The organism is Streptomyces yangpuensis (genome assembly GCF_001005295.1).
Taxonomy (GTDB): Bacteria; Actinomycetota; Actinomycetes; order Streptomycetales; family Streptomycetaceae; genus Streptomyces; species Streptomyces yangpuensis.
Map to the genome: position 1 here is coordinate 14,142 of NZ_LBMK01000011.1, position 23,258 is coordinate 37,399.

Below are 23,258 nucleotides of genomic sequence, written 5' to 3' on the forward strand. Positions count from 1 at the left end.
GAGGGGATCGGCCCGCCCTCCCGCCGTTCACCGCCGTACGGACGTATGCCCGCCGGCCCTGCCCCGAAGACGTCATCCCCCTTGAGCACCGACCAGATCGCCCCCGAACGGGCGCGTCCCGGCCCGTCCGCGGCCCCGCGCGCCCGCGTCCTGCCGCGCCTCGCGGGACGCGCCCCCGCTCCGGCGCCGGGCACCGTCCTGCACAGCGTCAGCGGTGCCACCGCCGTCATGCTGGGCCTGGTGGCCATCGGCGCGGCCATCCACGAACCCGTCCTCATCCCCCCGCTGGCCGCGTCCGCGGCGATCGTGCACAGCGTGCCCGCCCTGCCGCTGGCCCAGCCGCGCAGCGTGATCGGCGGTCACCTGCTCTGCGCCGCCGTCGGATACGCGGGACTCGCCGCCTTCGGCAGCTCGCCCTGGGTGGCGGCCGTCGCGGCGGGCCTCGCGCTCGCCGTGATGACCCTGGCCCGGACCCCGCACTCCCCCGCCTGCGCCACCGCCGTCGTCATCGTCCTGCGTACGCCGGACCCGCGCACGTTCGTCCCGCTGCTGGCCGGAGCCGCCGTGCTCGTCGTCCTCGCGGGCTTTGCCCTCTCCCGCGCCCACCGCACCGGCACCCGCTACCCGCAGTACTGGTGGTGAGCCCCGGCCGGCCGAGCCCCTAAGGTGTCCGCATGCCGAGCGTCCTGGTCGTGGAAGACGACCCCAGCATCCGCCAGTCGCTGATCGAGGTCCTGACGGAACACGGGTATGCCGTACGCAGCGCCGCCGACGGGTTCGGCGCGCTGCGCGAGGTCACCCAGACGCCGGTCGACGCCGTGGTCCTCGACCTCGGGCTGCCCGACCTGGACGGAGGGGACGCCCTGCGCATGATCCGGGGCATATCCTCCGTGCCCGTGCTGGTGGCCACCGCGCGGGACGACGAGTCGGAAATCATCAAGATCCTCAACGCGGGCGCGGACGACTACCTGGTCAAGCCCTTCTCCGGCGGTCAGCTCGTCGCCCGGCTGTCCGCCGTCCTGCGGCGCACCAGCCACGTTCCGCCCGCCGGGGCCGGCGCCGCGGGCGCACCGGTCGCGGCGGCCGCCGAGCCGCTGCGGGCCACCGTCGTGGGCGAGCTGGCGGTGGACCCGGGGGCGCGCACCGCGTATCTGGCCGGGCGGGAGCTGCGCCTCACCCGCCGGGAGTTCGACCTGCTGGCCTTCCTCGCCCACCATTCGGGGCAGGTCGTCTCCAAGCGCCGGCTGCTGACCGAGGTCTGGCGGGAGCCGTACGTGGACGACCAGACCGTCGACGTGCACCTGTCCTCCCTGCGGCGCAAGCTCGGCGAACGCGCCGCGGCCCCGCGCTACCTGCTGACCGTCCGCGGCGTCGGCATCAAACTGGTGGCCCCGCGTTGAGGCGCTCCCTGGCCGGAGTGGCCCTCGCCGTGACCTCGATGGTCGCCCTCTCCTTCCTCATACCGCTGGCCGCGCTGGTGCTGTCGCTGGTCAAGGAGCAGGGCGTCAACGCGGCCGAACAGCGCGCCGCCGCCCTGGCACCCGTCCTCACCCTCACCACGGACCCGAACGCGCTGCGGGAGTCCGCTGCGAGCCTGGACGCGTCCGACTACCTGGTCGTGCACCTGCCGGGCTCCGGGCCCCTCGGCACCTCCAGGGCCCCGGCAACGCTGCTCGAACGGGCCCAGGAGGGGCGCGAGTCCATCTCCCAGGAAATCCCGGACGGCTGGATCTGCCTCCAGCCGGTGGTGCTCCCCGGCGATCAGGTCGCCGTCATCGAGAACTTCGTCCCCGAGGCGGAACTGACCCGCGGGGTCAAGGAATCGTGGGCGGTGATGCTCTTCCTCGCGGTGGGGCTGGTCGGTGGTTCCGTCCTGGTCGCCGACCGCCTCGGCGCGAAGGTCGTCCGGTCCTCGAAGAGGCTGGCGCAGGCGTCGCACGCGCTGGGCCGGGGCGATCTGGACACCCGCGTGGACCCCATGGGCCCCAAGGAGCTGCGGGACGCGGGCCTCGCCTTCAACGCGATGGCGCACCGGATGACCGAGCTGCTCGCCGTCGAACGCGAACTCGTCGCCGACCTGTCCCACCGGCTGCGGACCCCGCTCACCGCCCTGCACCTCGCGTCGGAACGGATGGCCGGCACACCGGAGTCGGCCAGGGTCGAGGCGGCGGTCGGCGAGCTGGAGACGGAGCTGCAGGCCATCATCGCCGCGGCGCGCACCCCGCTCGCCGTGGGCCCCATGGGCCAGGGCCTGCTCGGTGCGGAACCGGCGGCGGCCCGGCCCGCGGCCGGTGCGGGGGCCGCCGCCGGTGCGCGCTGCGAGGCGGCCGACGTCGTAAGCCGCCGCACCTCCTTCTGGACGGTCCTGGCGGAACAGCAGAACCGGTCCTGCACCCTGGACCTGACCCAGGAGCCGACGACCGTCAGCCTCTCCGACGACGACATCGCCGCCGTGGTGGACGCGCTGATCGGCAACATCTTCCGGCACACGGCGCCGGGGACCCCCTTCGGCGTCCAGGTCCTCCGCACGGCCCAGGCCGTGGAGCTGGTCGTGGAGGACGGCGGCCCCGGCATCCCCGATCCGGACCGGGCCCTCTCCCGAGGGAGCAGCACCGGATCCACCGGGCTGGGCCTCGACATCGCGCAGCGCGCGGCGAGCGCCACGGGCGGCTCGATGCGCATCGCCCGGGGCCCGCTCGGGGGTGCGCGCATCACGGTGACCTTCGCGCTGGCCCCCTCGGCCCCCTCCGGCCGCAGGCTGCGCCGGCCGCGCGCGTCCTCCCGCCGCCGCCCGGTCTGGCCGCGCAACAGGTAGCCGCCGACGCCGCCCGCCCGGCCGTACGCCCTTTAGCCGGCCTGGGCGGCCTTGGCCGCCTTGAGCTTGCGCCACACCCTGCCGAGGGCCTCCAGGTCCTCGGTGTCGAGGAGGTCGGTGAAGACGGGCGCCAGGGCCTCACGCCGCGTGGTGTCCGCGGCGGCGAACAGGGTGCGTCCGGCCGGGGTGAGGGCGACCTCCACCGAGCGCGCGTCGCGCGCCGACGGCGTACGCGTCACCAGGCCGCGGCTCTGCAACGCGTCCACGACCCGGGAGACCTGGCTGCGGCTGAGCAGGGTGCTGTTCCCGAGGACCGAGGCGGGCACCGGCTCGGGGCTGGACGCCAGCCACAGCATGACCTCGAACCAGGACACGGGCAGGTCGTGGGCCTTGACCAGGGCCTTGTCCACGCAGTCCGTCATCGTCGTGCCGGCCCAGACCAGCCCGTAGAAGGCGTGGTCGGCCGTCGGCATCTCGGCTTCTGTGAGCTTCTTCGGCATGTCGCACAGTCTAGAGGTTGCGTGCACACGCACATAACTTTAAAGTGTGTGTGCACGCACATAAATCCGAGTCTCCAGAGGAACGCCATGTCCACGCCCCCCACCGCCCCCGCCACCGCCGACGCCTCCCTCCGTACCGTCCTGATCACCGGCACCTCCTCCGGCATCGGGCTGGCCGCGGCCGTCGCCGCGGCCCGCGCCGGATGGCGCACCGTCGCCACGCTGCGCGACACCGGACGGGCCGACGCCCTGCGCGAGGCCGCCGCCGAGGCGGGTGTCGAGATCGACATCCGCCACCTCGACGTCGTCGACGAGGAGTCCGTCACCGCGGCGGTGGAGGGCGTGATCGCCGACTACGGCCGCCTGGACGCGGTCGTGAACAACGCCGGCGCGGGACACCTCGGCACCCTGGAACTGGAAACCGTGGCCGACGTCCGCGAGGTCATGGAGGTCAACTTCTTCGGCGTGCTGAACGTCTCCAAGGCGGCACTGCCCCACCTCCGGGCCACCGGCGGCCGCCTGATCACCGTCACGAGCGTCGGCGGCGTGATCGGCCAGCCCTTCAACGAGGCCTACTGCGCGGCGAAGTTCGCGGTGGAGGGGTACATGGAGAGCCTGGCGCCCGTCGCGAGCACCCTCGGCGTGGCCGTGTCCGTCATCGAGCCGGGCGCGGTGGCCACCGAGTTCGTCAACAACATCGGGCTCGACCTCGACGCCCGGATCGCCGCGGCCGGACCGTACGCCGGCGCGCTGCGCACCTACATCGACCGTACGGTGAGCCAGTTCACGGAGGGATCGGCCCAGACCCCGGCCGGCGCGGCCGAGGCCGTGATGGAGGCGCTGACCGCCGACCGTCCCGCCTTCCGCATCCAGACCTCGCAGTGGGCCCGCGACTTCACCGGGACCAAGCTGACGGACCAGGACGGCGCGGCCGTGCTCGGCATGACGGGCACCTGGGTGGCCTGACGGATCCGGCCCCGCCGCCCGGCGCCGCGGCCGACCTGCGGTTCGCGGGCCGGGGGGTCAGCATGGGAGGAGGCCGGACGGAGCACCGTCCGGCCGGCGGAGCGCCGCGCGGCGGCGCGTCCCTGTCGGGAGGTGCCCCTCGCCCATGGACGAATCGCGGAAGGCCTGGATCGGGATCGGCATCGTCGTCACGGTCATCCTCCTGAACCTGGCGGCCATCATCCTGATGAACACGGCCGGCCTGTGACCGTGTGACGGCGCCCGGCCGAGGCCCCGGTCCGCCCCCTGCTCGCAGGGGGCGGACCTTTCGTGCGTACGGGGGCCGCTCCCGGCCCCGGCACGCGCCCCGGCCCCCGTGGCGCCATTTCTGACATGTCATCAACTCTCCTGTTCTGACGGGTGGTTCGAGCCCGCGCGGGCGCAGAAGAAGCTGCGCGGACCCTTGCCGTGCCGAGCCGGTTCGCGAATGATGCTCCGGGCGTGCCGGTCGACGGTGGCCGTCGCCGGCCCGCGACCCTCGAACCCGACCGGCCAGGAGGCCTGTTGTGCGGACCGACCGTCACGTCCGGAGATCCCTCGTCGTCGTCGGCGCCGCCCTGGCGCTCGTCGTCGGCGTCCCGCAGGTGGCCTTCGCAGCTCCGCCCGCGGCACTGCCCGGCCAGGCCGAGGCGATCGAGCGGACCTTCCAGCCCGCCTACGACTACGACACCGACGGCTGCTATCCGACACCCGCCATCGGCCCCACCGGGGTGCTCAACGGCGGACTCAAGCCCACCGGGGCCCTCGACGGCAACTGCCGGGACGCCTCGGACCTCGCCAACACCAACGGGTACTCCCGCTGGAAGTGCAACAACGGCTGGTGCGCCGTGGTCTACGCGCTCTACTTCGAGAAGGACCAGGCGATCCCCGGCATCAGCCTCGGCGGCCACCGCCACGACTGGGAGCACGTGGTGGTGTGGATCCAGGGCGACGAGGCGAAGTACGTCGCCACATCCGCGCACGGTGACTTCGTGGTCCACGCGCGCGACCGGATCCGCTGGGACGGCACCCACCCCAAGATCGTCTATCACAAGGACGGCGTCGGCACGCACTGCTTCCGCGCGGCGAACAGCAACGACGAGCCGCCGGAGAACCACCGCGGCACCTGGCAGTACCCCCCGCTGGTCGGCTGGTCGGGATACCCGGCGACGCTCCGGGACAAGCTCAGCCAGGCCGACTTCGGCAGCGCGCACTTCGGCCTGAAGGACGCCTCCTTCGCCTCCCACCTGGCGAAGGCCAAGCCGGCGGGCATCCCCTTCGACCCGTACCTGTAGCCCCGTACCGGTCGACCCGGGGTAAGGCGCGGCTCCTCGCGCGGTCACAGACGCAGGAGGAGCAGGGCGATGTCGTCCGTGTGGCCGGAGGCCGCCCCGATACCGCGCAGCAGGGCCTCGACGATGTCGTCCAGGTCCGCCCCGTCGTGCTCGGCAAGGACGGCGGCGATGTCGTCGGTACCGCGCTCGGCGTCGATGCCGGCCGCGGTGGGTTTCTCGACCAGCCCGTCGGTGTAGAGGGTGAGGAGGGTCCCCGGCGCCAGCTCCAGGCGGGTGACGGGGCACCGCGTGCCGGTGTCGATGCCCAGGAGCGGCCAGGGATCGACCTCCACCCGCTGCGGCCGGGAGCCGGGGGCGTGCACCAGCGGTGGTGGGTGCCCGGCGCTGGACAGGGTCGCGCACCGGCTCGCGAGGTCGATGTGGACGTAGAGGCAGGACACGAGCAGATCGGTGTCCAGTCCCGACAGGAGACGGCCGGTGCGGGCCAGGACCGCGCCGGGCGGGCCGCCCGCGGCGGCCCGGATGGCGGTGCGGACCTGGCCCATGAGCGCGGCCGCGGCCACGTTGTGCCCCTGGACGTCGCCGATGACGGCCGCCACGTTGGTGGCGTCCAGCGGGATCACGTCGTAGAAGTCGCCGCCTATGTCCATGCCGTGGCCGGCGGGCAGGTACCGGGCGGTGGCCTCCAGGCCCGGCACCACGGGCAGGGTGTGCGGGAGCAGGGCCTGCTGGAGGCCGTGGGCGAGGTCGTGCGCGGCGTCGTGCAGCCGGGCCCGGTCCAGGGCCTGCGCGATCAGTCCGGCCAGGGAGGTGAGGACGGCGCGCTCGTCGGCGGTGAAGGTGTGCGGCCGCTCGTAGGAGAGGATGCAGCACCCGACGGGGCGGCCGGAGATGGTGAGCGGCAGGAACGCCCAGGCCTCCTTGCCGCTGACCCGCGTGGCGCCGGGGTGCGCGCGGGCCATCGCGGCCCGGTCGCCGAAGAAGGCGGGAACGCCGTCGGCCAGTACCTGCCCGGCGGGGGTCAGCCCGGTGTCCAGGGGCAGGCCGTCGAGCCGCTCGATGGTCCGCGCGTCGTACCCGTGGTACCCGGTGATCCTGAGGCGGCCCGCGTCGGCGGCGGACAGGACGAGGGCGTCGGCTCCGAACGCCGGCAGCACCTGGTGCGCGACCAGTTCGACGACGTCGCGGACCGTGACGGTCTCCGTCATGGCGGCGGCGAGGTGCAGGAGCTGGTGGATCCGGCCCGTGTGCGGGACGGGGGTACCCGTCGGCCCGCCGGACGGCGGGGTCTCCTCGTGCCGGGCGGCGCGGGTGACGCGGACGCTGATGCCGCTGGAGTCCGGATAGAGCTGGAAGCGCAGCGGGACGTCCGGCGGACGCAGGGCGGTGAACTCGACCGGCTCGCGGCTGAGGACGGCGGAGCGGTAGCGGTCCTCGACCAGGGGTGCGTCCAGCCATGGCAGGGACTGCCAGGGCCAGGTGCCCAGCAGCTCGCCGGAGCCGCGGCCGAACAGGGCGGCGGCGGTCCCGTCCACGAAGGTGATCCGGCCTTCCAGGTCCAGGGCCAGGGCGCCCTCCGGCAGGCGCTCGGCCCAGTCGGCGGCCGCCTGGGCCGGCCGGCCCGCGTACGCCGGGAAGGACGTGGCGGGGATGACGCGGGGCCGTTCGGGGATCGCGGGCAGGCCGGCGGCCTCGTCCAGTGTCCGGGCGATACGGCGGGCGGCCGCGACGATGTGGTGCTGTTCGCGCGGGGTCGGAGTGCGGTCCCGGCCGGCGGGCCAGACCAGGAGCAGGGCGCCGTGGGAGCCGCGCCGGCCCCTCAGTGGCGCCGCGGCCAGGCAGAACTCGTAGGGCAGGCTGACGGCGGCCTGCGGGTAGTCGTGGGCGAGCTCCTCCTGCGAGCCGATCCAGACCAGCCGGTCCTGGCGCACGGCGTCGCTCACCGGGTTGGAGTCGGCCGGGGAGATCCGGTGCCACGGCCACGCCACCTCGGTCGGTACGCCGCACAGCACCACGAGCGCCAGCCGGGTGTGCTCCGGGCCGGCCCAGAGGTGGACCCCGCCGGCGGACGCCCCGGTCCGGCGGATCGTCCCGGTCAGCGCCTCGTCCAACGCGTCGTCCGCGTCGCCGAACGCCTCGTACGCGTCGTCCGGCGCTTCGTGCGCATCGCCCGGCGCGTCGTGCCCGTCCGGCGCCTCGTGCGCATCGTCCGGCGCGTCGTGCCCGCCGCCCGGCGCCTCGTGCCCGTCGGCCCGCGCCTCGTGCACCTCGTGCAGCGCGTCGTCCGCCTCGTCCCGCGGCCGAAGGCCCTCGGGGCGCGCGCCCGCATCCGCCAGGCCGCCCTCACCGCCGCCGCTCACTGCCCACCTCCGGTCTCGGCTCCACCGCAGGGTTTCCGTACACCCGCGCCGTCAGGGCCGGGCCGGGCCGGCGGCGACCGGACCGGCGCCGAACTCCTCGACGAAGGCGGCGCAGAAGGCGTCCAGGTCGTCGGGCCTGCGGCTGGTGATCAGCGTGCCGGGCGCCGCGCGGCAGACCCGTACCTCCTCGTCGACCCAGGTGGCGCCGGCGTTGCGCAGGTCGGTGGCGAGGCTGGGCCAGGACGTCAGGGTCCGGCCCCGGACCGTGCCCGCCTCGACGAGCGTCCACGGGGCGTGGCAGATCGCCGCCACCGGCCGGCCGGTGCGGAAGAAGCCCTGGACGAAGGCGACCGCGCGCCCGTCCATGCGCAGGGCGTCGGGGTTGGCGACGCCGCCCGGCAGCACCAGGGCGTCGTATTCCTCCGGTCCGGCCACGCCGACCACGTCGTCGACGGGGAAGGTGTCCGCCTTGTCGAGGTGGTGGAACGCCTGGACCTCGCCGCTCTCGGTCGAGACGAGGCGAGGCTGCCAGCCCTGGTCCTGCACGGCCTGCCAGGGCTTCTCCAGCTCGACCTGCTCCACTCCTTCCGGCGCCACGAGAAACGCCACCTTCATCGCCGTCACGTCCCTTCCACGCTGGTGCGCCTCCTGCCCGCCCCGTCCGCGCTGTGCGCCTGCCCCTTCGGGCGGCGGACAAACGGCTGCGCGGCCCGGGCCGCGCGGCCGTCGGATGATCCACTCCCCGGGACGGCCGTATGATCGCCGGACGCGTCGGCCCCGGCCGTCACCCCGACGAGACAGGCGAGGACGTGCCCGTGCACAGGACCGTCACCGAACTCGCGGACGGCCGCGAGCTCATCTACTACGACAGCGGCCCCGGCCGGGACCGCGGGGCCGAGGACCGGCGCCCACCGGACCGGGTCGAGAGCGCCCCGGAGCTGCGCCGGGACCCGACCACCGGCGACTGGGTCACCATCGCCGCGCACCGCCAGTCCCGTACCCACCACCCGCCGGCGGACGCCTGCCCGCTCTGCCCGTCGCGGGACGGCCGGCCGAGCGAGATCCCGGCCGCCGACTACGAGGTGGCCGTCTTCGAGAACCGCTTCCCGTCCCTGGCCGGCGAGGCCGGGCGCTGCGAGGTGGTGTGCTTCACCCCGGAGCACGACGCCGGATTCGCCGGCCTCACCCCGCAGCGGGCCCGGCTGGTCCTGGACGCCTGGACCGACCGCACCGCGGAACTGTCCGCCCGCCCCGGCGTGCGGCAGGTGTACTGCTTCGAGAACCGGGGCGCGGAGATCGGTGTGACGCTGGCCCATCCGCACGGCCAGATCTACGCCTTCTCCACCACCACCCCGCGCACCGCCAAGCACATCGCCGCCGCGGCCGCGCACCGCGCCCGCACCGGGCGCAACCTCTTCGAGGACGTCCTCGAAGAGGCCCGCGCGGCCACCGAACGCATGGTGCTCGCCGGGGAGCACTGGACGGCCTTCGTCCCGTACGCCGCGCGCTGGCCGTACGAGGTCCACCTGTACCCGCACCGCAGGGTCCCCGACCTGACCCGGCTCGGCGAGGCGGAGCGCGCCGAGTTCCCCGGCCTGTACCTGGACCTGCTGCGCCGCTTCGACCGGCTCTTCGGGCTGGCGGCGCCCACCCCCTACGTCGCGGCCTGGCACCAGGCGCCGCTCGTCGGGGGCGGGGAACTGGCGCTGCACCTGGAGCTGTTCACGGTCCGGCGGAGCGCCGACAAACTCAAGTACACGGCGGGGACCGAAGCCGGCATGGACGCCTTCATGAACGACGTCGCGCCCGAGGCGGCGGCCCGGCGGCTGCGGGAGGCCCTGTGACCGGGGCAGCAGCCGAAGCCGCCACCGTACGCCGTGAGTTCGCTCGGATCCACGGCCGCTCCCCCGACGGGGTCTGGGCGGCTCCGGGCCGGGTCAACCTCATCGGTGAGCACACCGACTACAACGACGGCTTCGCACTGCCGATGGCGTTGCCGCAGACCACCGTGCTGGCGGCCCGGCGCCGCGCGGACGGGCTGCTGCGCCTGCACAGCGCCCAGGGCGACGGCGCGATCACCGAGCTCGCGGTGGCGGACCTCGTCCCCGGCGCGGTCGCCGGCTGGGCCCGCTACCCCGCCGGTGTGGTCTGGGCGCTGCGGGACCGGGGCCTGCCCGTCGGCGGCGCCGATGTGCACCTGGACAGCACGGTGCCCACGGGCGCCGGCCTGTCCTCCTCCGCGGCCCTGGAGTGCGCGCTGGCCGTCGCCTACGACGAGCTGTACGGGCTGCGGCTGTCGCGGCCGGAGCTGGCGCGCGTGGCGCAGTACGCCGAGAACGCCTTCGCCGGCGTGCCCTGCGGGGTCATGGACCAGATGGCGTCGGTCTGCTGCGCCGAGGGCGCCGCCCTGCACCTCGACAGCCGCACCCTGGAGGTCCGGCAGGTCCCCTTCGACCTCACCGGGCACGGGCTGCGCCTGCTGGTGCTCGACACCGGTGTCGCGCACGACCTCGCCGACGGGGCGTACGCGGCACTGCGCGGGGGGTGCGAGCGGGCGGCGGCGCTGCTGGGCCTGGCCGCCCTGCGGGACCTCGCGGAGGCGGAGCTGCCGGGCGCCCTCGCGGGACTGCCCGACGGGCTGGCGCCGCTGGTCCGGCACGTGGTCACCGAGAACGCCCGCGTGGGCCGGGCGGTCGCCGCTCTGGCGGCGGGCGAGCCGGAGGCCCTGGGGCCCCTGCTGACGGCGGGCCACGCCTCCCTCCGGGACGACTACCGGGTCTCCTGCCCGGAGACGGACCTGGCCGTGGCGGCCGCGGTGGCCGCCGGCGCCCTGGGTGCCCGGATGACCGGCGGCGGCTTCGGCGGCTCCGTGATCGCACTGGTCCCGGCCGCGGCGGCCGGGAGCGTGGCGCGGGCCGTCACGGACGCCTTCGCGGCGGCGGGCTTCGCAGCACCGGCCGTACTGGAGGCCGTCCCGTCGCCGGGGGCCCGCCGCCTCGGCTGACCGGCGCACGGGGGCTGCGGCCTGCTGCTGTTCCATCCGTCGGGCCGGGCGGAACGCGCCGCACGGCACGGCGGCCCGCCCCCTCGGGCCTGCCGGCCGGGGGCGGCCTCCGCCCGGCTCCGGCTCGCGCCGGCCGGCACCCGAACGCGTACGAGCACACGGCCCGGCGGTTCCTGCCCCGCGCCGTCGCGCACGGGCCGGCGGAGCGGGGCGTCAGCGTCGGCCGAGGCCGGCGTCGTCGTCCTTCTCGGCGGCGACGGCGGAGGCGGAGAGCAGCGTCGCACCGGCCAGGCCACCCCAGAGGGCGGTCGGGCCGTGGGGTGCGAGCGCGGTGATGACCGCCGGGGAGACGGCGAGGCCGAAGCCCGTGGAGAGTTCGAAGCGGGCGAGTACGCGGCCGAGGGCGTGGGCCGGGGCGAGGGCGGTGACCAGCGCCGTGGCACTGCCGGCGTAGACGATCTCCCCGAGGGTGCAGACGACGGACACGGCGGCAACGGCGGGGGCGCCCCAGCCGCCGCCCGGTGAGGTCGCCGCGAGGAAGCCGAGATAGGACACGGCGAGCAGCACACCGGCGAGGGCCAGCACGTTGCGCCGGGGGAACCGCGACAGCAGGACGGTGACCGGCACCTGGAGGGTGACGACGAGCACCGTGTTGGCGACGAAGACGGCCGCCGGCCACACCGGGGAGGCGTGCAGCTGCGTCACCAGCACCAGCGGGAGCGCGATTTCGGGGACGTTCAGGCAGAAGACGTAGACCACGTTGGCCGCGAGCAGTCCGCGCATCCGGGGCGCGGGCCCCGCGGCCGCGTCCCCCTCCGGGGCGACGGCCGGACGCGCCCGCAGGCGCACCGACCATGCCAGGGCCGCAGCGGTGAGGTAGGCGATCCCGGTGGCGACGGCCATCGCCCGCAGGGCCGTGGCCCCGCCGGCCAGGCAGGCGGTGGCGAGGAGCGCGCCCACGCCCAGGCCCGCGTTGCGCAGGGCTCGGCCCGCCGCGAGGGCGGTGTCGCGTTCCCGGCCGTGGGCGACCGTTGCCACGAGGGCCGCGTGGGCAGCCGGCCAGGCCTGGTTGCCGACGCCGAGGAGGAGCGCCGCCGCCGCGAACGGCCACACGTGCCCGGCCGGGGTGGCCAGCAGCAGCGCCACGCCCAGCGCCCGCACGAGCATCGACGCCGCCACGACCGTGCTGCGTGCGCCCCGGTCCAGCCATCGGCCCACCGCGGGCATGCACACCAGCCCGACGACGATCCCGGCTGTCATGGCGATGCCGGTGGCGGGCGCGGACAGCCGCAGCACCATGACCCCGTAGAGCAGCAGGAACGGCCGCAGCAGGCCGGTGCCCAGCGCGTCCACGGCGAGGGCGACGGCGTAGCGGGGACCACCGGAGGCCCGGACGAGGGCGCGGGGCCGGATCGTGGTGACGGTTTCCATGGCGTCACCGTGCGGTCGACCGCCGGGCCGGGCACGTGGGTTGACGGACATCGTCAACCCGGTGACGTCGCGGGCGGCCTGGTCGGGGATGCTTGGGCGGGTGACGTTGAGGATCGACATCGGCGGCCTGCCGTCCGGAAAGCTGCGGTTCGCCGCTTCCCCGCTGGCCGAACTGACCGCGATGCTGCACGTACTGGCCGAGCCGGGGCACCATCCGCAGTTCGCCGGCCGGGCCCGGAAGGTCTGGGCCGGGATGCCGCCGGAGCTGGCCGAGCGCCTGCACGAGGCGGATTTCCTCTGGCGTTCCTCGCAGGCCGACTTCCTGCTCCCCGCCCGGCCCCGGCCGACCCTCGCGGAGGAGCTGGACGACGTGGACCGGATCGACGACGAGGTGTACGTGACGGCGGCGCTCGTCACCACGTGCGGCAGCAGCCGGGTCCGCTTCGGGGCGCCTTCGCCGCTGACGGACGCGGTCGCGCGGGAGCGCGCCCTGGACCTGGCGCAGGCCCGCGGCATACGGCAGGAGGCCTTCGCGGCACGGCTGCTCGCGGACCCGGCGGCCGTCCGGGCACGCGTGCGCGGCACCCTTGAGCAGTGCGCCGAGGCCTTTTTCGACGCCGCCTGGGCGGACGTCGCCGTACGGCTCGCCACCGACCTGCGCGTGAAGAACGACCTGCACAGGCGGCACGGCTTGGGGGCGGCGCTCGCGGCGGTCTCCGGCGCGGTCTCCCTGGCACCGGACGGGGACCGCATCGTCGTGGACAAGCTGCCGGACAAGGCGACCACCGCCCACGGCACCGGAGTCACCTTCATCCCCAGCGTGTTCGGCAGCCCGCACCTCGCGGTGGTGCACGCGCCCGGCTGGCAGCCGGTGGTGCAGTACCCGGTGGCCGAGCCCGCTCCGTCGGAGCCGGTGTCGCTGGAGACGGTCACCCTCCGGCTGGAGGCGCTCGCGCACCCGGTACGGCTGCGGCTGCTGCGCACCCTGGCCCGCGGCCCGCACACCACCCGTGAACTGGCCCACGCCTGGGAGCTCTCACCTCCGGAGGTGTCCCGTCACCTCGCCGTCCTGCGCCGCGCCGGCCTGCTCACGGCCCGGCGGCGCGGCCGGTACGTCCGCTACACCCTCAACCTGCCCGACCTCACGGCTCTCGGGGCCGACCTGCTGGCGGCCGTACTGCGCTGAGACGCAGTACGGCGCCAAGGACGTGGTGCGGGTCATACGGTTATTCGGGGCCCGCGGACCTGCCCCTGCGGATGAGCTGCCAGGCCGCGGGCCTGGGCCGTACGGCCTCCACCGTGTCTCGGGCGGCACCCGGCGCGGGCAGCTCCTCGCGGCCGGCAGCCCGGAATCCGCCGGCACCGACGCCGCCCGGGAGACGTCACCGCGGTGGATCCCCGCGAGACCTGAGCCGGCGGGGCAGCGGCCGTCACCGTCCGGGCCGGGCCCCGAGGTCCCCCTTCAGCCGCTCCTCGAAGCCGGGCTGCTTCACGGTCACGGCCGAGTGGCCCGTGTGGACGGCGCCGCCGTCCTGGGGCAGAAGCAGCACCGCCGGCCGGGGCACGGGGGTGGCGGGGACGCCCATCGAGGTCGCCAGCAGGCCGATACCGATGCCCAGCAGCAGCACGGAGGCCGCTGCCAGCACGACACCACGGATCCACGAGAACTCGGACACGACGTTTCTCCTCCTCTCCCTCCGGCTCTCCGCACGGAGGCGTACTCCCACTGGACCCCGGCGCCGGGGTGGGCGTCACGGCCCGTGAACGCGTGACTTGACACCCGTGGCAGCACTGCGTTGGTGCTCCTTGCCCCGCCGGATGATGCTTGTCAGTGGGGCCCCTGGCCGTGCAGGTCCCGTGGGACAGCAGGGACGGATCTAGCGAGGGCGAGATGAGCGGCGATGGAGCAACTTCCCACCTCTCCCGGAGAGCGGCCGGAGCAGACCGATGCCTTCCAGCACCCCGCGTACACGGCGACGGCCGCCGTCGACGAGCAGGGCATCGTCACCGAGTGGGGCGAAGGCGCCGCTCGGCTGCTCGGTTACGCGTCCGCCGAGGTGGTGGGGCGGAACGCCGCGTTCCTGCTGGCCGGTCCCGTCGGCGACGAGGCGCGCCGGATCCCGCCGGAGCAGGAGCGGTGGAGCGGCGCCGTGGCGCTGCGGCACCGGGACGGCAGCCGCATCGAGCAGTCGCTGCTCGCGCACCGCTGGACCTCCACCGGCGGCGGCACCCTGTGGTACGTGGTGTCCGCGGTGGCGGGCGTACGGGGCGGTGACGGCTCCTCGTGGGGCGATCCGCTGCATGAGTGGGCGTTCTCCCAGTCCCCGTGCTTTCTGGCGGTCTTCGACGCGGACCTGCGGCTGGTCCGGGCGAACGCGGGCATGGAACGCACTCTGTCCCTCACGGAATCCGAGATGTTCGGGCTGCGCCTGCCGGAGATCGCCCCCGACCCGGTGAGCGAGGAGACCGAGCGCCGGATGCGGCTGGCGCTGGAGGCCGGCGAGCCGCAGCACATGGAGGCCTTCGTACGCGCCACGGGCGTCAGCGCCGAGCACGGCTGGGCGACGTCGGTGGCCCCGCTGCGGGATCCGGACGGCGTGGTGCGCGCCGTGTGCCTCGCCGCGCACGACCGGACGGGAGCCGAGGTCGAGACGCAGCAGATGTTCATGCCGGACGCCGCCGCCGCGCGGATCGGCACCACCGAGGACAGCACCCGCACCGCGCAGGAACTCGCGGACGTGGTCGTCCCGAGGCTCGCCGATTTCGCCGTCGTCGACCTGCTCGAACCCCTTCCGCGCGGCAACAGCCACTCCTCCGGCCCGCCGTCGGGGCCGGTCACCGTCTGCCGTACGGCGGTGCGCTCGGCCGTCGAGGGGAGTTCCGAAGGCCGGGTCGCGGTCGGCGAGACGGCCGTCTATCCCCCGCTGTCGCCGCCCGCGGAGTGCCTGGCTTCGGGGCGTGGCGCCGTGTACGCGTCGACCGCACCGGCGGTCGCCCAGTGGATGGCCCAGGACCCGGCGGCCGCCTGGCTCGGTGCGCACGGGACCCATTCGATGCTGGTGGTGCCGCTGCACGCCGACGGCGTCAGCCTCGGCGTGGCCGTCTTCGGCCGCCGCCGGAGCCGGGAGCCGTTCCTGCCGGAGGACCTGGCGCTGGCCGAGGATCTCACGGGCCGGGCGGCCGCGAGCATCCACGCCGGGCACCGGTCCGCCCGGGAGCACACCAGCACCATGACGCTCCAGCGCAGCCTGCTCCCGCAGACGCTGCCCGACCACCCGGCGCTGGAGACGGCCTCCCGCTACCTTCCGGCCGGCACCGAGGCGGGTGTGGGCGGCGACTGGTTCGATGTGATCCCGCTGTCCGGCGCGCGGGTGGCTCTGGTCGTGGGCGATGTCGTCGGCCACGGCATCCGGGCCTCCGCGACGATGGGCCGGCTGCGCACCGCGGTGCGCACGCTGGCCGACGTCGACCTGCCGCCCGACGAGCTGCTGACGCACCTCGACGACCTGATCATCCACCTGTCCGCGGACGAGGGCGGCCGGGAGGCCGTCGACGAGAGCGCCGGGGGCATCGGTACGACCTGCCTGTACGTGGTCTACGACCCGGTGACCCGGCACTGCACGCTCGCCCGGGCCGGGCACCCGCCGCCGGCGGTGGTCTCCCCAGAGGGCTCCGTGTACCTCCTCGACGTCCCGGCCGGGCCGCCGCTGGGGCTGGGGGGCCTGCCCTTCGAGACGCTGGACGTCGACCTTCCCGAGGGCAGCGTGCTGACCCTCTACACCGACGGACTGCTCCAGCCCCGCGAGCGGGACATCGACGAGGCGCTGGACGCCATGTTCGCCGCGCTCGCCCAGCCCGCTTCCAGGCTGGACACGGTCTGCGACCGGGTGCTGACGGCCCTGCTGACCCACCGCCCCGACGACGACGTGGCCCTGCTCGTCGCGCGGACGCGGGCCCTGCACGCCGACAAGGTCGTCGTGTGGGACCTGACGTCCGATCCCTCGAACGTCTCCCAGGCCCGTCGGCAGACCACCGACCAGCTGGCGCAGTGGGGGCTGGAGGAGGCCTCGTTCGTCACCGAGCTGCTGGTCAGCGAGCTGGTCACCAATGCCATCAGGTACGGCGAGCCGCCCATCCAGCTGCGGCTGATCCACGAGAAGGACACCCTCATCTGCGAGGTGTCCGACGCGAGCAGCACCGCCCCGCACATGCGGCGGGCCCGGACCTTCGACGAAGGCGGCCGGGGCCTGCTGCTGGTGGCCCAGCTCGCCCAGCGGTGGGGCACCCGGCACGCGCCCGTCGGCAAGACGATCTGGGCCGAGCAGTCGCTCCTGGGGTTCTGAGGGCTCCGGCCACAGCACTATGTCCGGCCGGCCGGGGAGCGGAAGACCGGCAGGGCCCACTCCGGTGGCTCCGGTGGCGCCGCGGTCTCCTCCTGGGCCCGCCGGGGCCGCTGCTCCGTCGGGGGGCCCTTCTCGGTGGCGCGCCGCAGGGCCGCCACGAACTCCAGGCAGGATCCGTACCGGTCCTCGGGCACCTTCGCCAGGGCCTTCGCGAAGACCTTGTCGGCGGCGGGTGCGATGTCGGGCCGCCGCTCGGTCAGCGGAGGCGGTGGGTCGTACTGGTGCGCCCACAGCAGGGCCGCGTCCTCCTCGCGCACGAACGGCGGTCCGCCGGCGAGGCTCTCGTAGACGACGCAGGCCAGGCTGTAGAGGTCGCACCTGCCGTCCACCGGACGGCCGGAGATCTGCTCGGGCGCCATGTAGTCGAGCGTGCCGACGAACTCCCCCGCCGTGGTGAAGCCGCTCAGCGACAGGGACTTCTTCGTCAGGCCGAAGTCCGTGAGGTAGATGTGCTCGGGGTGGTCCCGGTCGGGGCCGGCCGCGACGAGGATGTTGCCGGGCTTGACGTCCCGGTGCACCAGTTCGTGGTCGTGGGCGGCGTCCAGGGCGGAGGCCACCTGCGCGGCGATCCGCAGGGCGGTCGGCACGGGCAGCGGGCCCTCCCGGTCCAGCAGTCCGCGCAGGTCCAGCCCGGGCACGTACCGCATGGCGATGTAGAGGACGCCGTCCGTCTCGCCCGCCTCGAAGATCGGCACGATGTGCGGGTGCTCGATCGAGGCGGCCACCCTGGACTCGTGGGTGAAGCGGCGCCGGAAGGTGTCGTCGCGGGCCCGCTCCGGGGCGATCAGCTTGATCGCGACCGTGCGGTCCAGGCGCAGGTCCTTGGCGCAGTAGACGACGGCCATGCCGCCCCGGCCGATCATGCGCTCGACCTTGTAGCCGGCGATCTGCTTCCCGACCAGCCCGGAGGGCCGGCCCGTGTACTGACTCAGGTCCGCGCCCATCCGGCGCCCCCTTCCTCAGCAGGAATTCTACCGATCGGCCCCTGCGCACGCTCCCGCTACCACATCCGGGGCGGTGGCGGGAGGGGGCGGAGCACCACCATTCAGGGTGCGGCGGGCCGGCGCCGGGATGGGTGGTGCGGGCGGGAAACCTCCGTGGTCGGCGCCCATGTGCGGGCGGCGCGGATGGCGTTGAGTCGGAGGTGCCGATCGGCAGGCACCAGTCCTGATCCAGCCGCGCGTCCCGCGCGTTCGACCTTCTAGGAGGTGCACCGGGTGAGCGTACTCAAGCCCCAGAACACGGCGGCCCGCAGGACGCAGCGCGGCCCGGGATACCTGAACTGACCCGACGGATCCGGTCGGGGGCGCTCCCCCGTGCCCCCGCCCGGATCCTGTCGTTCCCACCCTTTCGACGCGGGGACCCGCGCGCGGTGCGTGCGCGTTTCCCTCGATCCCAGCATCCCTTTGGAACTGCCGGCCGGCGCTCAGGCCGGGGCGGTGAGGTCGCGGGCCGTGAGGTCGCGGGCCGTGAGGTCGCGGGCCGTGAGGTCGCGGGCCGTGAGGTCGCGGGCCGTGAGGTCGCGGGCGGCGGTGGCGAAGGCCCTGCGGTTCGGGTGGCCCGTCTTGTGCAGGACGTTCGCCACGTGCTTCTCGACCGTGCGCAGCGAGATGTGCAGCCGCCCGGCGATGTCCTTGTTGCTGATCCGTTCCGCGACCAGCCGGGCCACTTCGAATTCGCGGACGGTGATGCCGGACCTGCGCAGGTGCGGCGGTACCTGCTCGGTGCCCGTGCGCCGTTGCCGGACGGGGGCGCCCATGCCGCGCAGCAGGGCCCGGCTCGCGGCGGCGACCGGGTGGAGGCCGGCGCCGTGGAAGTACTCCTCGGCCTCGCGCAGCCACTCGACCGGCGTACCCCAGCCGTCCTCGTACGCGGGCCCGGCCACCAGTCGCAGGCACAGGCGGCGGGCCAGGGGGTACGGGCCGGCCGCGGCCAGCGCCCGGTCCGCGGCTGCCGTCGCCCGCTCGCGGTGCCCCTCCCGGCCGAGCAGCACGGCGTGGGCGAGGCCCGCGAACTGGCGGTTCCAGCGGGTGCCTTCGGCGCCGGCCTCGGCGATGCCCGCGCAGTGCCCGCGGCCCAGTCGTCCGGCCAGTACGCCGAGCAGCAGGGCGAGGCCGTGCCGGCCGAAGTCGTCGGCGGCCGGGTTCTCGGTGTCGTGGGCGAGTGCCTGGGCGAGTTCCTGTTCGGCGGCGTCGCGGCGTTCCTCCAGCAGGGAGCAGAAGGCCCGGGCGAGCCCGTACGACAGGGGGCGCAGGCCGGGTGCGGCGTCGAGGTGCGGCTCCAGCCGTTCGAGCGCTGCGCGCATCTCGGTGCGCCGTCCCTGGTGGGCGTACCGTACGGCGTCGGCGAGCCGGAAAAGGGCGAGGGGCCGGCCCAGTCCCAGCCGGGACGCCTCGGCCGTGCCGTCGATGATCCCGTCGCGGGCGTCGTCGTAGGCGCCCCGCCGGATCCGCTCGATGGCGAGGGCGAAGCCGACCTCGTGCGCCAGCGGCAGCAGGCCATTGCGGTGGGCCTCCTGCCGGGCCTGCTCCAGGCGGCCCGGCCGGTCGTCGTGTCCGGCTTCGGTGAGGGCCAGCTGCACCTCGGCGGCCGTGCGCGGTACGGGGAGCCGGTGGGCGAGGGCGATCGCGCGGGCCCGCTTGAAGTGGGCCGTCGCCGCGGGCTCGTCCTGCTGCCGGGCGAGCCGGCCGAGCAGCAGCAGGGCTTCGCAGGCGGTGTCCGGCCGGTCGTCGCCGCGGGCGGCGTCCACGGCCCGGCGGGCGAGGCGGGCGGCGGTGTGCAGCCGGTCGGGGGCGGGCCGGCTCAGCTCGGCGTGGGCCGCGGCGAGGTCCACGAGGGCGGTGCGGCCGTCGGCGGGATGGTCGGGGAGGAGGGCGCGGGCGGTGTCGAGGTGGTGCAGGGCTTCGGCGGGACGCCCGGCCAGGGTGGCGATGCCGCTGAGCCGGGCGTGGATCCCGGCGCGTCGTGCGGCGGGTACGGCGTGACCGGCGGCGGGCGGGGTGGGCAGGCGGTCGAGGCGGCCCGAGCGGGCGGCGGCGTCGAGCAGCAGTTCCAGGACCGTGGCGTGCAGTTCGGGTGCGGTGCCGGGTTCGAGGAGGGGATGGGCGCGGGTGAGGAGTTCCAGGGCCCGTTCCAGGGCGCCCTCGTCCATCGCCCGCTGCGCCGCCTCGCAGTACAGGCGGACGGCTTCGCAGGGTTCGCCGGCGTGCTCGTGCAGCCGGGCGGCGTGTGCGCGCCAGGCTCCGGGCAGTCCCGGGTGGAGCCGGGCGAGTGCGTGTGCCGCGCGTCGGGCGTGCCGGGCGCGCTGGCCCGGGCCGAGGTCGGCCAGGAGCGCCTGGGCGGCCAGCGGGTAGTGGAAGGCGTACCACTGGGTGCCGGGCCCGTCCGGGGTGATCAGGCTGGAGGCGAGGGCGGCGCGCAGGACCTCGGACAGGGCCGTGGGGTCGGCGGCGATGGCATGCTCGAGTACGGGCAGGGGGAAGCGTCGGCCGAACAGGGCGGCCGTGCCCAGGAATTCCGTGCCGAGCGGCCCGAGCGAGGTGGTGCGGCGCCTGATGTCGTCGGCGACGGTGGCGGGCACGGGCGGGGTCCGGTCGCCGTGGTGGACGGGGTGGTCGGCGTGGTCGTGGACGAGTTCCTTGACCACGAACGGGATGCCGGCGCCGCCGGTGACCGCCCGGTGCAGGAGTTCGGGGCAGACCTCTGCCGGTGCGGCGTCCAGCTCGGCCGCGACGAGGAGGCGTACGTCGGGGTGGCTGAGGGGGGTCAGGTCGAGGATCTGCGCCGCTTCCCGCTGGCGGGCGCGCCGGGCCAGCTCGGCCGCCGCGCGGGGGGCGCGGCCGGCGACGAGCAGGAGCACGGCGGGCTGTTGTCCGATGTTGTCGAGGAGGTACTCGACGACGGCCAGGGTGCCGGCGTCGGCGTCGTGCAGGTCGTCGAGGACGAGCAGGCAGCCCCGCTGCCGGCCGACGGCGGTGAGCAGGCGCAGCATCGTTTCGGCGACGGAGATGTGCGAGGTCTCGCGGCCTGCGCTGCCGGGGGTGCCGCCGAGCAGGCGGGTCATGACGGGGCCGTAGCCGTCCAGTTCCTCCGGGGCGGGCAGCAGGCCGGCGCGGGCGAGCAGGAGCAGCGCCTCGACGAGGGGCCGGTAGGGGACGGGCGGGCCGACGGTGCTGGCCCGCCCGCGTACGGTGACCATGTCGGCCGAGGCGGCCGCGGCGAGGGCCGCGGTGGCGAGCCGGGTCTTGCCGATGCCGGGCTCGCCGGTGACGAAGAGGGCTCCGCCCTGCCCGGACCGGGCGGCGGCGAGTGCGGCCGTGATCCGTCCCATCTCGGCGCCGCGTCCGATGAGGCGTCCCCGTCCCCGGTGGGGTCCGCAGAGGTGCCCTGTGGCGGTGCGGTGTTCGGCAGGCCGTGCAGGCCGTGCCGGCCAGAGTGCGGTCACCGGCTCGTCCCCTTCCCGGCGGGCCGTCCGGGGCGCCGCCGGGTCGACGATATGCGGGGCGCGGGTGCCCCCTGTAGCCGTCCGTTTGGGGGGCTTGCGGCGGGGTCACCCCCCGTCGAGGCTGTCCTCCCGTACGCGGAGGGCGAGGTCGAGTTTGGTGTAGGTGGGGCGGCCGGCCTGCTGGTACTTGGCCTTGACGCGGTCGAGGTAGTCCTTGGCCGTGTGGACGGTGATGCCCGCGCGCCGGGCGGCGGACTTGAGGGTCATGCCGGAGGCGTAGTCGAGCAGGATCTGCCGTTCCCGGGGGGAGAGCCGGGGGCGGGCGGGGCTGTCGTCGTAGGCGCAGGCGAAGGCGAGTTCCATGGAGTGGGCGCCCCGGCCCTCCGCGAGGTCCTTGACGGCGGCGACCAGGGTGGGCAGGTCGTGGTCCTTGGTGAGGTATCCGTCGGCTCCGGCCCGGATCGCCTCGATGATCCGGGAGCGGTCCGGCACGGTGCTGATCATGAGGATGCGGCCGCCGGTGCGCAGGAGCCTGCGGATGTTGTCGGCGGGGTCCGAGCCGTCCCGCAGGACGAGGTCGAGGAGGATGACATCGGCCGGGGGGCCGCCCGTCCCGCCGGGGCCGTGGGAGCCCGGGCCGCATACGGGGTCGGCGAGGAGTTCCGCGACGGTGCCGGCGGTCGCCACGAGCCGCAGGTCGGGTACGTCTGCGAGCCAGGCGCGCAGTCCGTCGCGCAGCATCCGGTCGTCGTCGACCACCGCGACGGTGATCACCCGGGCCATCTCAGCTCCACCCGTACTCCCTCGCCGGGGGCGGTGTCCACGGTCGCGCGGCCGCCGGCCTCGGTCATCCGGCCGTGGACCGAGCCGCGCAGGCCGAGGCCGGCGTCGCACTGTTCCGGGTCGAAGCCCGGGCCGCGGTCGACGACGGTGACGACGGCTCCGCCGCTGCCGTCCGGGTCGCCGGTGGCGGTGAGGTAGGCGTGGCCGGTGCCGGCGTGCCGCCGTACGTTGTTGAGGGCCTCCCGCACGGCGTGGCCGAGTGCGGCCGCGACCTCGGGCGGGACCTGCGGCAGGGCGTGGTACTGGGCGGTGACCCGCAGTCCGAGGCTCTCCACGGATCGGACGGCCTCCTCCAGGGCGGCGCCGATCTCCCGGTGGGGGACCTCATCGGCGGTCTGCTGGATCAGGCGGCGCAGGTAGGCGGCCTCGTGGGCGCACCGCTGCCGGACCTCGGGGGCGTTGGCGTCGACGGCGCCGGCCGCCAGGGTGGTCAGGGTGGCGAGGACGGTGTCGTGGAGGGCCCGGTGGTGTTCGAGGCGTTCGGCGTAGCGCGCCTTGTGCGCCTCGGCGGCCAGCGCGCGGGCGTTGGCCTCGTCGAGGAGACGGCCCTGGCGCAGCAGGTACCAGCGGAAGACCCAGGTCATCACGGCGGACGACACCAGCGAGTTGAGGTGGCCGACGACGACGGCGGGGGTCGCGCCCACGGCCTGGTAGCCGATGAAGTGGGTGACGACGAGCAGTGCGACCGCGGCGACGGCGTGGAGGCGGTCGAGGGTGATGGCCGCGGCGGCGCTCGCCGATCCGCCGAGGAGCATCGCCCAGGCGATGGTGGGGGGTTCGCGTACGCCTCCCCAGGCGCACAGGGCCAGGGGCAGGACGCATCCGGTGACGAGGATGTCGGCCCAGATGTGCCGGGGGTCGAACCAGCCGCGACGCAGGGCCGTTCCGTAGGCCAGCACGCTGAGTCCCAGGGCGGCGGCGAATCCCAGGTGCTGCAGGGGGAGGTGCCGCGGGCGGTGGACGACGGCCATGACGGCGACCGTGAGGTGGCTGCCCCGGTAGAGCAGGGTGGCCACGATCAGGAAGGACTGTGCCCGGTGCGTCCCCGACCGCACCGAGGCCGTTCCGCGCAGCGCTCGTATGCGGCGCAACTGTAAGGACTGCAACGCCAGGACCACTCCTCCCCAAGCCGAGGGCGCCGGGGTCCCGGGGGCGCACCGAGGGGGACGGATGCGCCAC

General features: G+C 75.1%; 18 protein-coding genes. 9 read left to right on the top strand and 9 right to left on the bottom strand.

The genetic code is table 11. The annotated features are described in order from the left end of the window. Nucleotides 1–81: 81 nt before the first annotated feature. Genes AAT21_RS32945 through AAT21_RS32955 form a run of 3 tightly spaced genes read left to right on the top strand, consistent with a single transcriptional unit; the run spans nucleotide 82 to nucleotide 2,815 of the window. Entirely contained in the window at nucleotides 82–642 is a 561-nt protein-coding gene (locus tag AAT21_RS32945) for an HPP family protein (RefSeq protein WP_046780657.1), read from the top strand. 32 nt (nucleotides 643–674) lie between these two features. Next, nucleotides 675–1,400, top strand: a complete 726-nt coding sequence (locus AAT21_RS32950) for a response regulator transcription factor (protein WP_046780658.1) — start codon at nucleotides 675–677, stop codon at nucleotides 1,398–1,400. Continuing rightward, a complete protein-coding gene (locus AAT21_RS32955; RefSeq protein WP_046780659.1) occupies nucleotides 1,397–2,815 on the top strand; it encodes a sensor histidine kinase in 1,419 nt (472 codons plus the stop codon). The genes AAT21_RS32950 and AAT21_RS32955 overlap by 4 nt, the downstream gene beginning before the upstream one ends. Before the next feature lie 32 nt (nucleotides 2,816–2,847). Here the strand turns inward: AAT21_RS32955 and AAT21_RS32960 are convergent, their stop codons facing one another. Next, nucleotides 2,848–3,315, bottom strand: coding sequence for a MarR family winged helix-turn-helix transcriptional regulator (locus AAT21_RS32960; protein ID WP_046780660.1), 468 nt, complete (start codon nucleotides 3,313–3,315; stop codon nucleotides 2,848–2,850). Between the two features lie 87 nt (nucleotides 3,316–3,402). On the opposite strand from AAT21_RS32960, the gene AAT21_RS32965 reads away from it, so the two are divergent. Both AAT21_RS32965 and AAT21_RS32970 read left to right on the top strand, forming a co-directional pair. After that, on the top strand, nucleotides 3,403–4,281 hold the full coding sequence (locus AAT21_RS32965) for an SDR family oxidoreductase (RefSeq protein WP_046780661.1): 879 nt from the start codon (nucleotides 3,403–3,405) through the stop codon (nucleotides 4,279–4,281). 545 nt (nucleotides 4,282–4,826) lie between these two features. After that, nucleotides 4,827–5,594 (top strand): NPP1 family protein, encoded by a 768-nt coding sequence (locus AAT21_RS32970; protein WP_046780662.1) that lies wholly within the window; start codon nucleotides 4,827–4,829, stop codon nucleotides 5,592–5,594. Between the two features lie 44 nt (nucleotides 5,595–5,638). Here the strand turns inward: AAT21_RS32970 and AAT21_RS32975 are convergent, their stop codons facing one another. Further along, nucleotides 5,639–7,705 carry a SpoIIE family protein phosphatase gene (locus tag AAT21_RS32975; protein WP_046780790.1) on the bottom strand — a complete coding sequence of 689 codons (2,067 nt, stop codon included), beginning with the start codon at nucleotides 7,703–7,705 and terminating at the stop codon, nucleotides 5,639–5,641. Between the two features lie 300 nt (nucleotides 7,706–8,005). Then, a complete protein-coding gene (locus AAT21_RS32980; RefSeq protein WP_046780663.1) occupies nucleotides 8,006–8,569 on the bottom strand; it encodes a type 1 glutamine amidotransferase domain-containing protein in 564 nt (187 codons plus the stop codon). Between the two features lie 200 nt (nucleotides 8,570–8,769). Between AAT21_RS32980 and galT the strand changes: the two genes are divergently transcribed. Further along, nucleotides 8,770–9,798, top strand: a complete 1,029-nt coding sequence (galT, locus tag AAT21_RS37230) for a galactose-1-phosphate uridylyltransferase (protein ID WP_046780791.1) — start codon at nucleotides 8,770–8,772, stop codon at nucleotides 9,796–9,798. After that, nucleotides 9,795–10,958, top strand: coding sequence for a galactokinase (galK, locus tag AAT21_RS37235; RefSeq protein WP_046780664.1), 1,164 nt, complete (start codon nucleotides 9,795–9,797; stop codon nucleotides 10,956–10,958). Before galT ends, galK begins: the two co-directional genes overlap by 4 nt. Before the next feature lie 213 nt (nucleotides 10,959–11,171). On the opposite strand, the gene AAT21_RS32995 is transcribed toward galK, so the two are convergent. Next, nucleotides 11,172–12,389 carry an MFS transporter gene (locus tag AAT21_RS32995; protein ID WP_046780665.1) on the bottom strand — a complete coding sequence of 406 codons (1,218 nt, stop codon included), beginning with the start codon at nucleotides 12,387–12,389 and terminating at the stop codon, nucleotides 11,172–11,174. A 100-nt stretch (nucleotides 12,390–12,489) separates the two neighbouring features. Between AAT21_RS32995 and AAT21_RS33000 the strand changes: the two genes are divergently transcribed. Further along, nucleotides 12,490–13,575 (top strand): helix-turn-helix domain-containing protein, encoded by a 1,086-nt coding sequence (locus tag AAT21_RS33000; protein WP_046780666.1) that lies wholly within the window; start codon nucleotides 12,490–12,492, stop codon nucleotides 13,573–13,575. Nucleotides 13,576–13,819: 244 nt separating this feature from the next. On the opposite strand, the gene AAT21_RS37240 is transcribed toward AAT21_RS33000, so the two are convergent. Beyond that, a complete protein-coding gene (locus AAT21_RS37240) occupies nucleotides 13,820–14,065 on the bottom strand; it encodes a hypothetical protein (RefSeq protein ID WP_046780667.1) in 246 nt (81 codons plus the stop codon). A 225-nt stretch (nucleotides 14,066–14,290) separates the two neighbouring features. Between AAT21_RS37240 and AAT21_RS33010 the strand changes: the two genes are divergently transcribed. After that, a complete protein-coding gene (locus AAT21_RS33010) occupies nucleotides 14,291–16,732 on the top strand; it encodes a SpoIIE family protein phosphatase (protein ID WP_079026122.1) in 2,442 nt (813 codons plus the stop codon). Between the two features lie 17 nt (nucleotides 16,733–16,749). Here AAT21_RS33010 and AAT21_RS33015 read toward each other — a convergent pair whose 3' ends face one another. From AAT21_RS33015 to AAT21_RS34810, 4 genes are all read right to left on the bottom strand, one after another. Then, nucleotides 16,750–17,736, bottom strand: coding sequence for a serine/threonine-protein kinase (locus tag AAT21_RS33015; RefSeq protein WP_046780668.1), 987 nt, complete (start codon nucleotides 17,734–17,736; stop codon nucleotides 16,750–16,752). Between the two features lie 482 nt (nucleotides 17,737–18,218). After that, a complete protein-coding gene (locus AAT21_RS39785) occupies nucleotides 18,219–21,236 on the bottom strand; it encodes a helix-turn-helix transcriptional regulator (RefSeq protein ID WP_268768223.1) in 3,018 nt (1,005 codons plus the stop codon). Between the two features lie 105 nt (nucleotides 21,237–21,341). Then, nucleotides 21,342–22,019 (bottom strand): response regulator, encoded by a 678-nt coding sequence (locus AAT21_RS33025; protein WP_046780669.1) that lies wholly within the window; start codon nucleotides 22,017–22,019, stop codon nucleotides 21,342–21,344. Continuing rightward, nucleotides 22,007–23,170 carry a sensor histidine kinase gene (locus AAT21_RS34810; protein WP_157879829.1) on the bottom strand — a complete coding sequence of 388 codons (1,164 nt, stop codon included), beginning with the start codon at nucleotides 23,168–23,170 and terminating at the stop codon, nucleotides 22,007–22,009. The genes AAT21_RS33025 and AAT21_RS34810 overlap by 13 nt, the downstream gene beginning before the upstream one ends. Between the last annotated feature and the right edge of the window lie 88 nt (nucleotides 23,171–23,258).

What these genes read in the sequence shown, in the direction of transcription:
- AAT21_RS32950 (WP_046780658.1), top strand. Translation starts at nt 675, where the DNA reads ATGCCGAGCGTCCTGGTCGTGGAAGACGACCCCAGCATCCGCCAGTCG.
- AAT21_RS32960 (WP_046780660.1), bottom strand. Translation starts at nt 3,315, where the DNA reads ATGCCGAAGAAGCTCACAGAAGCCGAGATGCCGACGGCCGACCACGCC.
- AAT21_RS32965 (WP_046780661.1), top strand. Translation starts at nt 3,403, where the DNA reads ATGTCCACGCCCCCCACCGCCCCCGCCACCGCCGACGCCTCCCTCCGT.
- AAT21_RS32980 (WP_046780663.1), bottom strand. Translation starts at nt 8,569, where the DNA reads ATGAAGGTGGCGTTTCTCGTGGCGCCGGAAGGAGTGGAGCAGGTCGAG.
- AAT21_RS32995 (WP_046780665.1), bottom strand. Translation starts at nt 12,389, where the DNA reads ATGGAAACCGTCACCACGATCCGGCCCCGCGCCCTCGTCCGGGCCTCC.
- AAT21_RS33010 (WP_079026122.1), top strand. Translation starts at nt 14,291, where the DNA reads ATGGAGCAACTTCCCACCTCTCCCGGAGAGCGGCCGGAGCAGACCGAT.
- AAT21_RS33015 (WP_046780668.1), bottom strand. Translation starts at nt 17,736, where the DNA reads ATGGGCGCGGACCTGAGTCAGTACACGGGCCGGCCCTCCGGGCTGGTC.
- AAT21_RS33025 (WP_046780669.1), bottom strand. Translation starts at nt 22,019, where the DNA reads ATGGCCCGGGTGATCACCGTCGCGGTGGTCGACGACGACCGGATGCTG.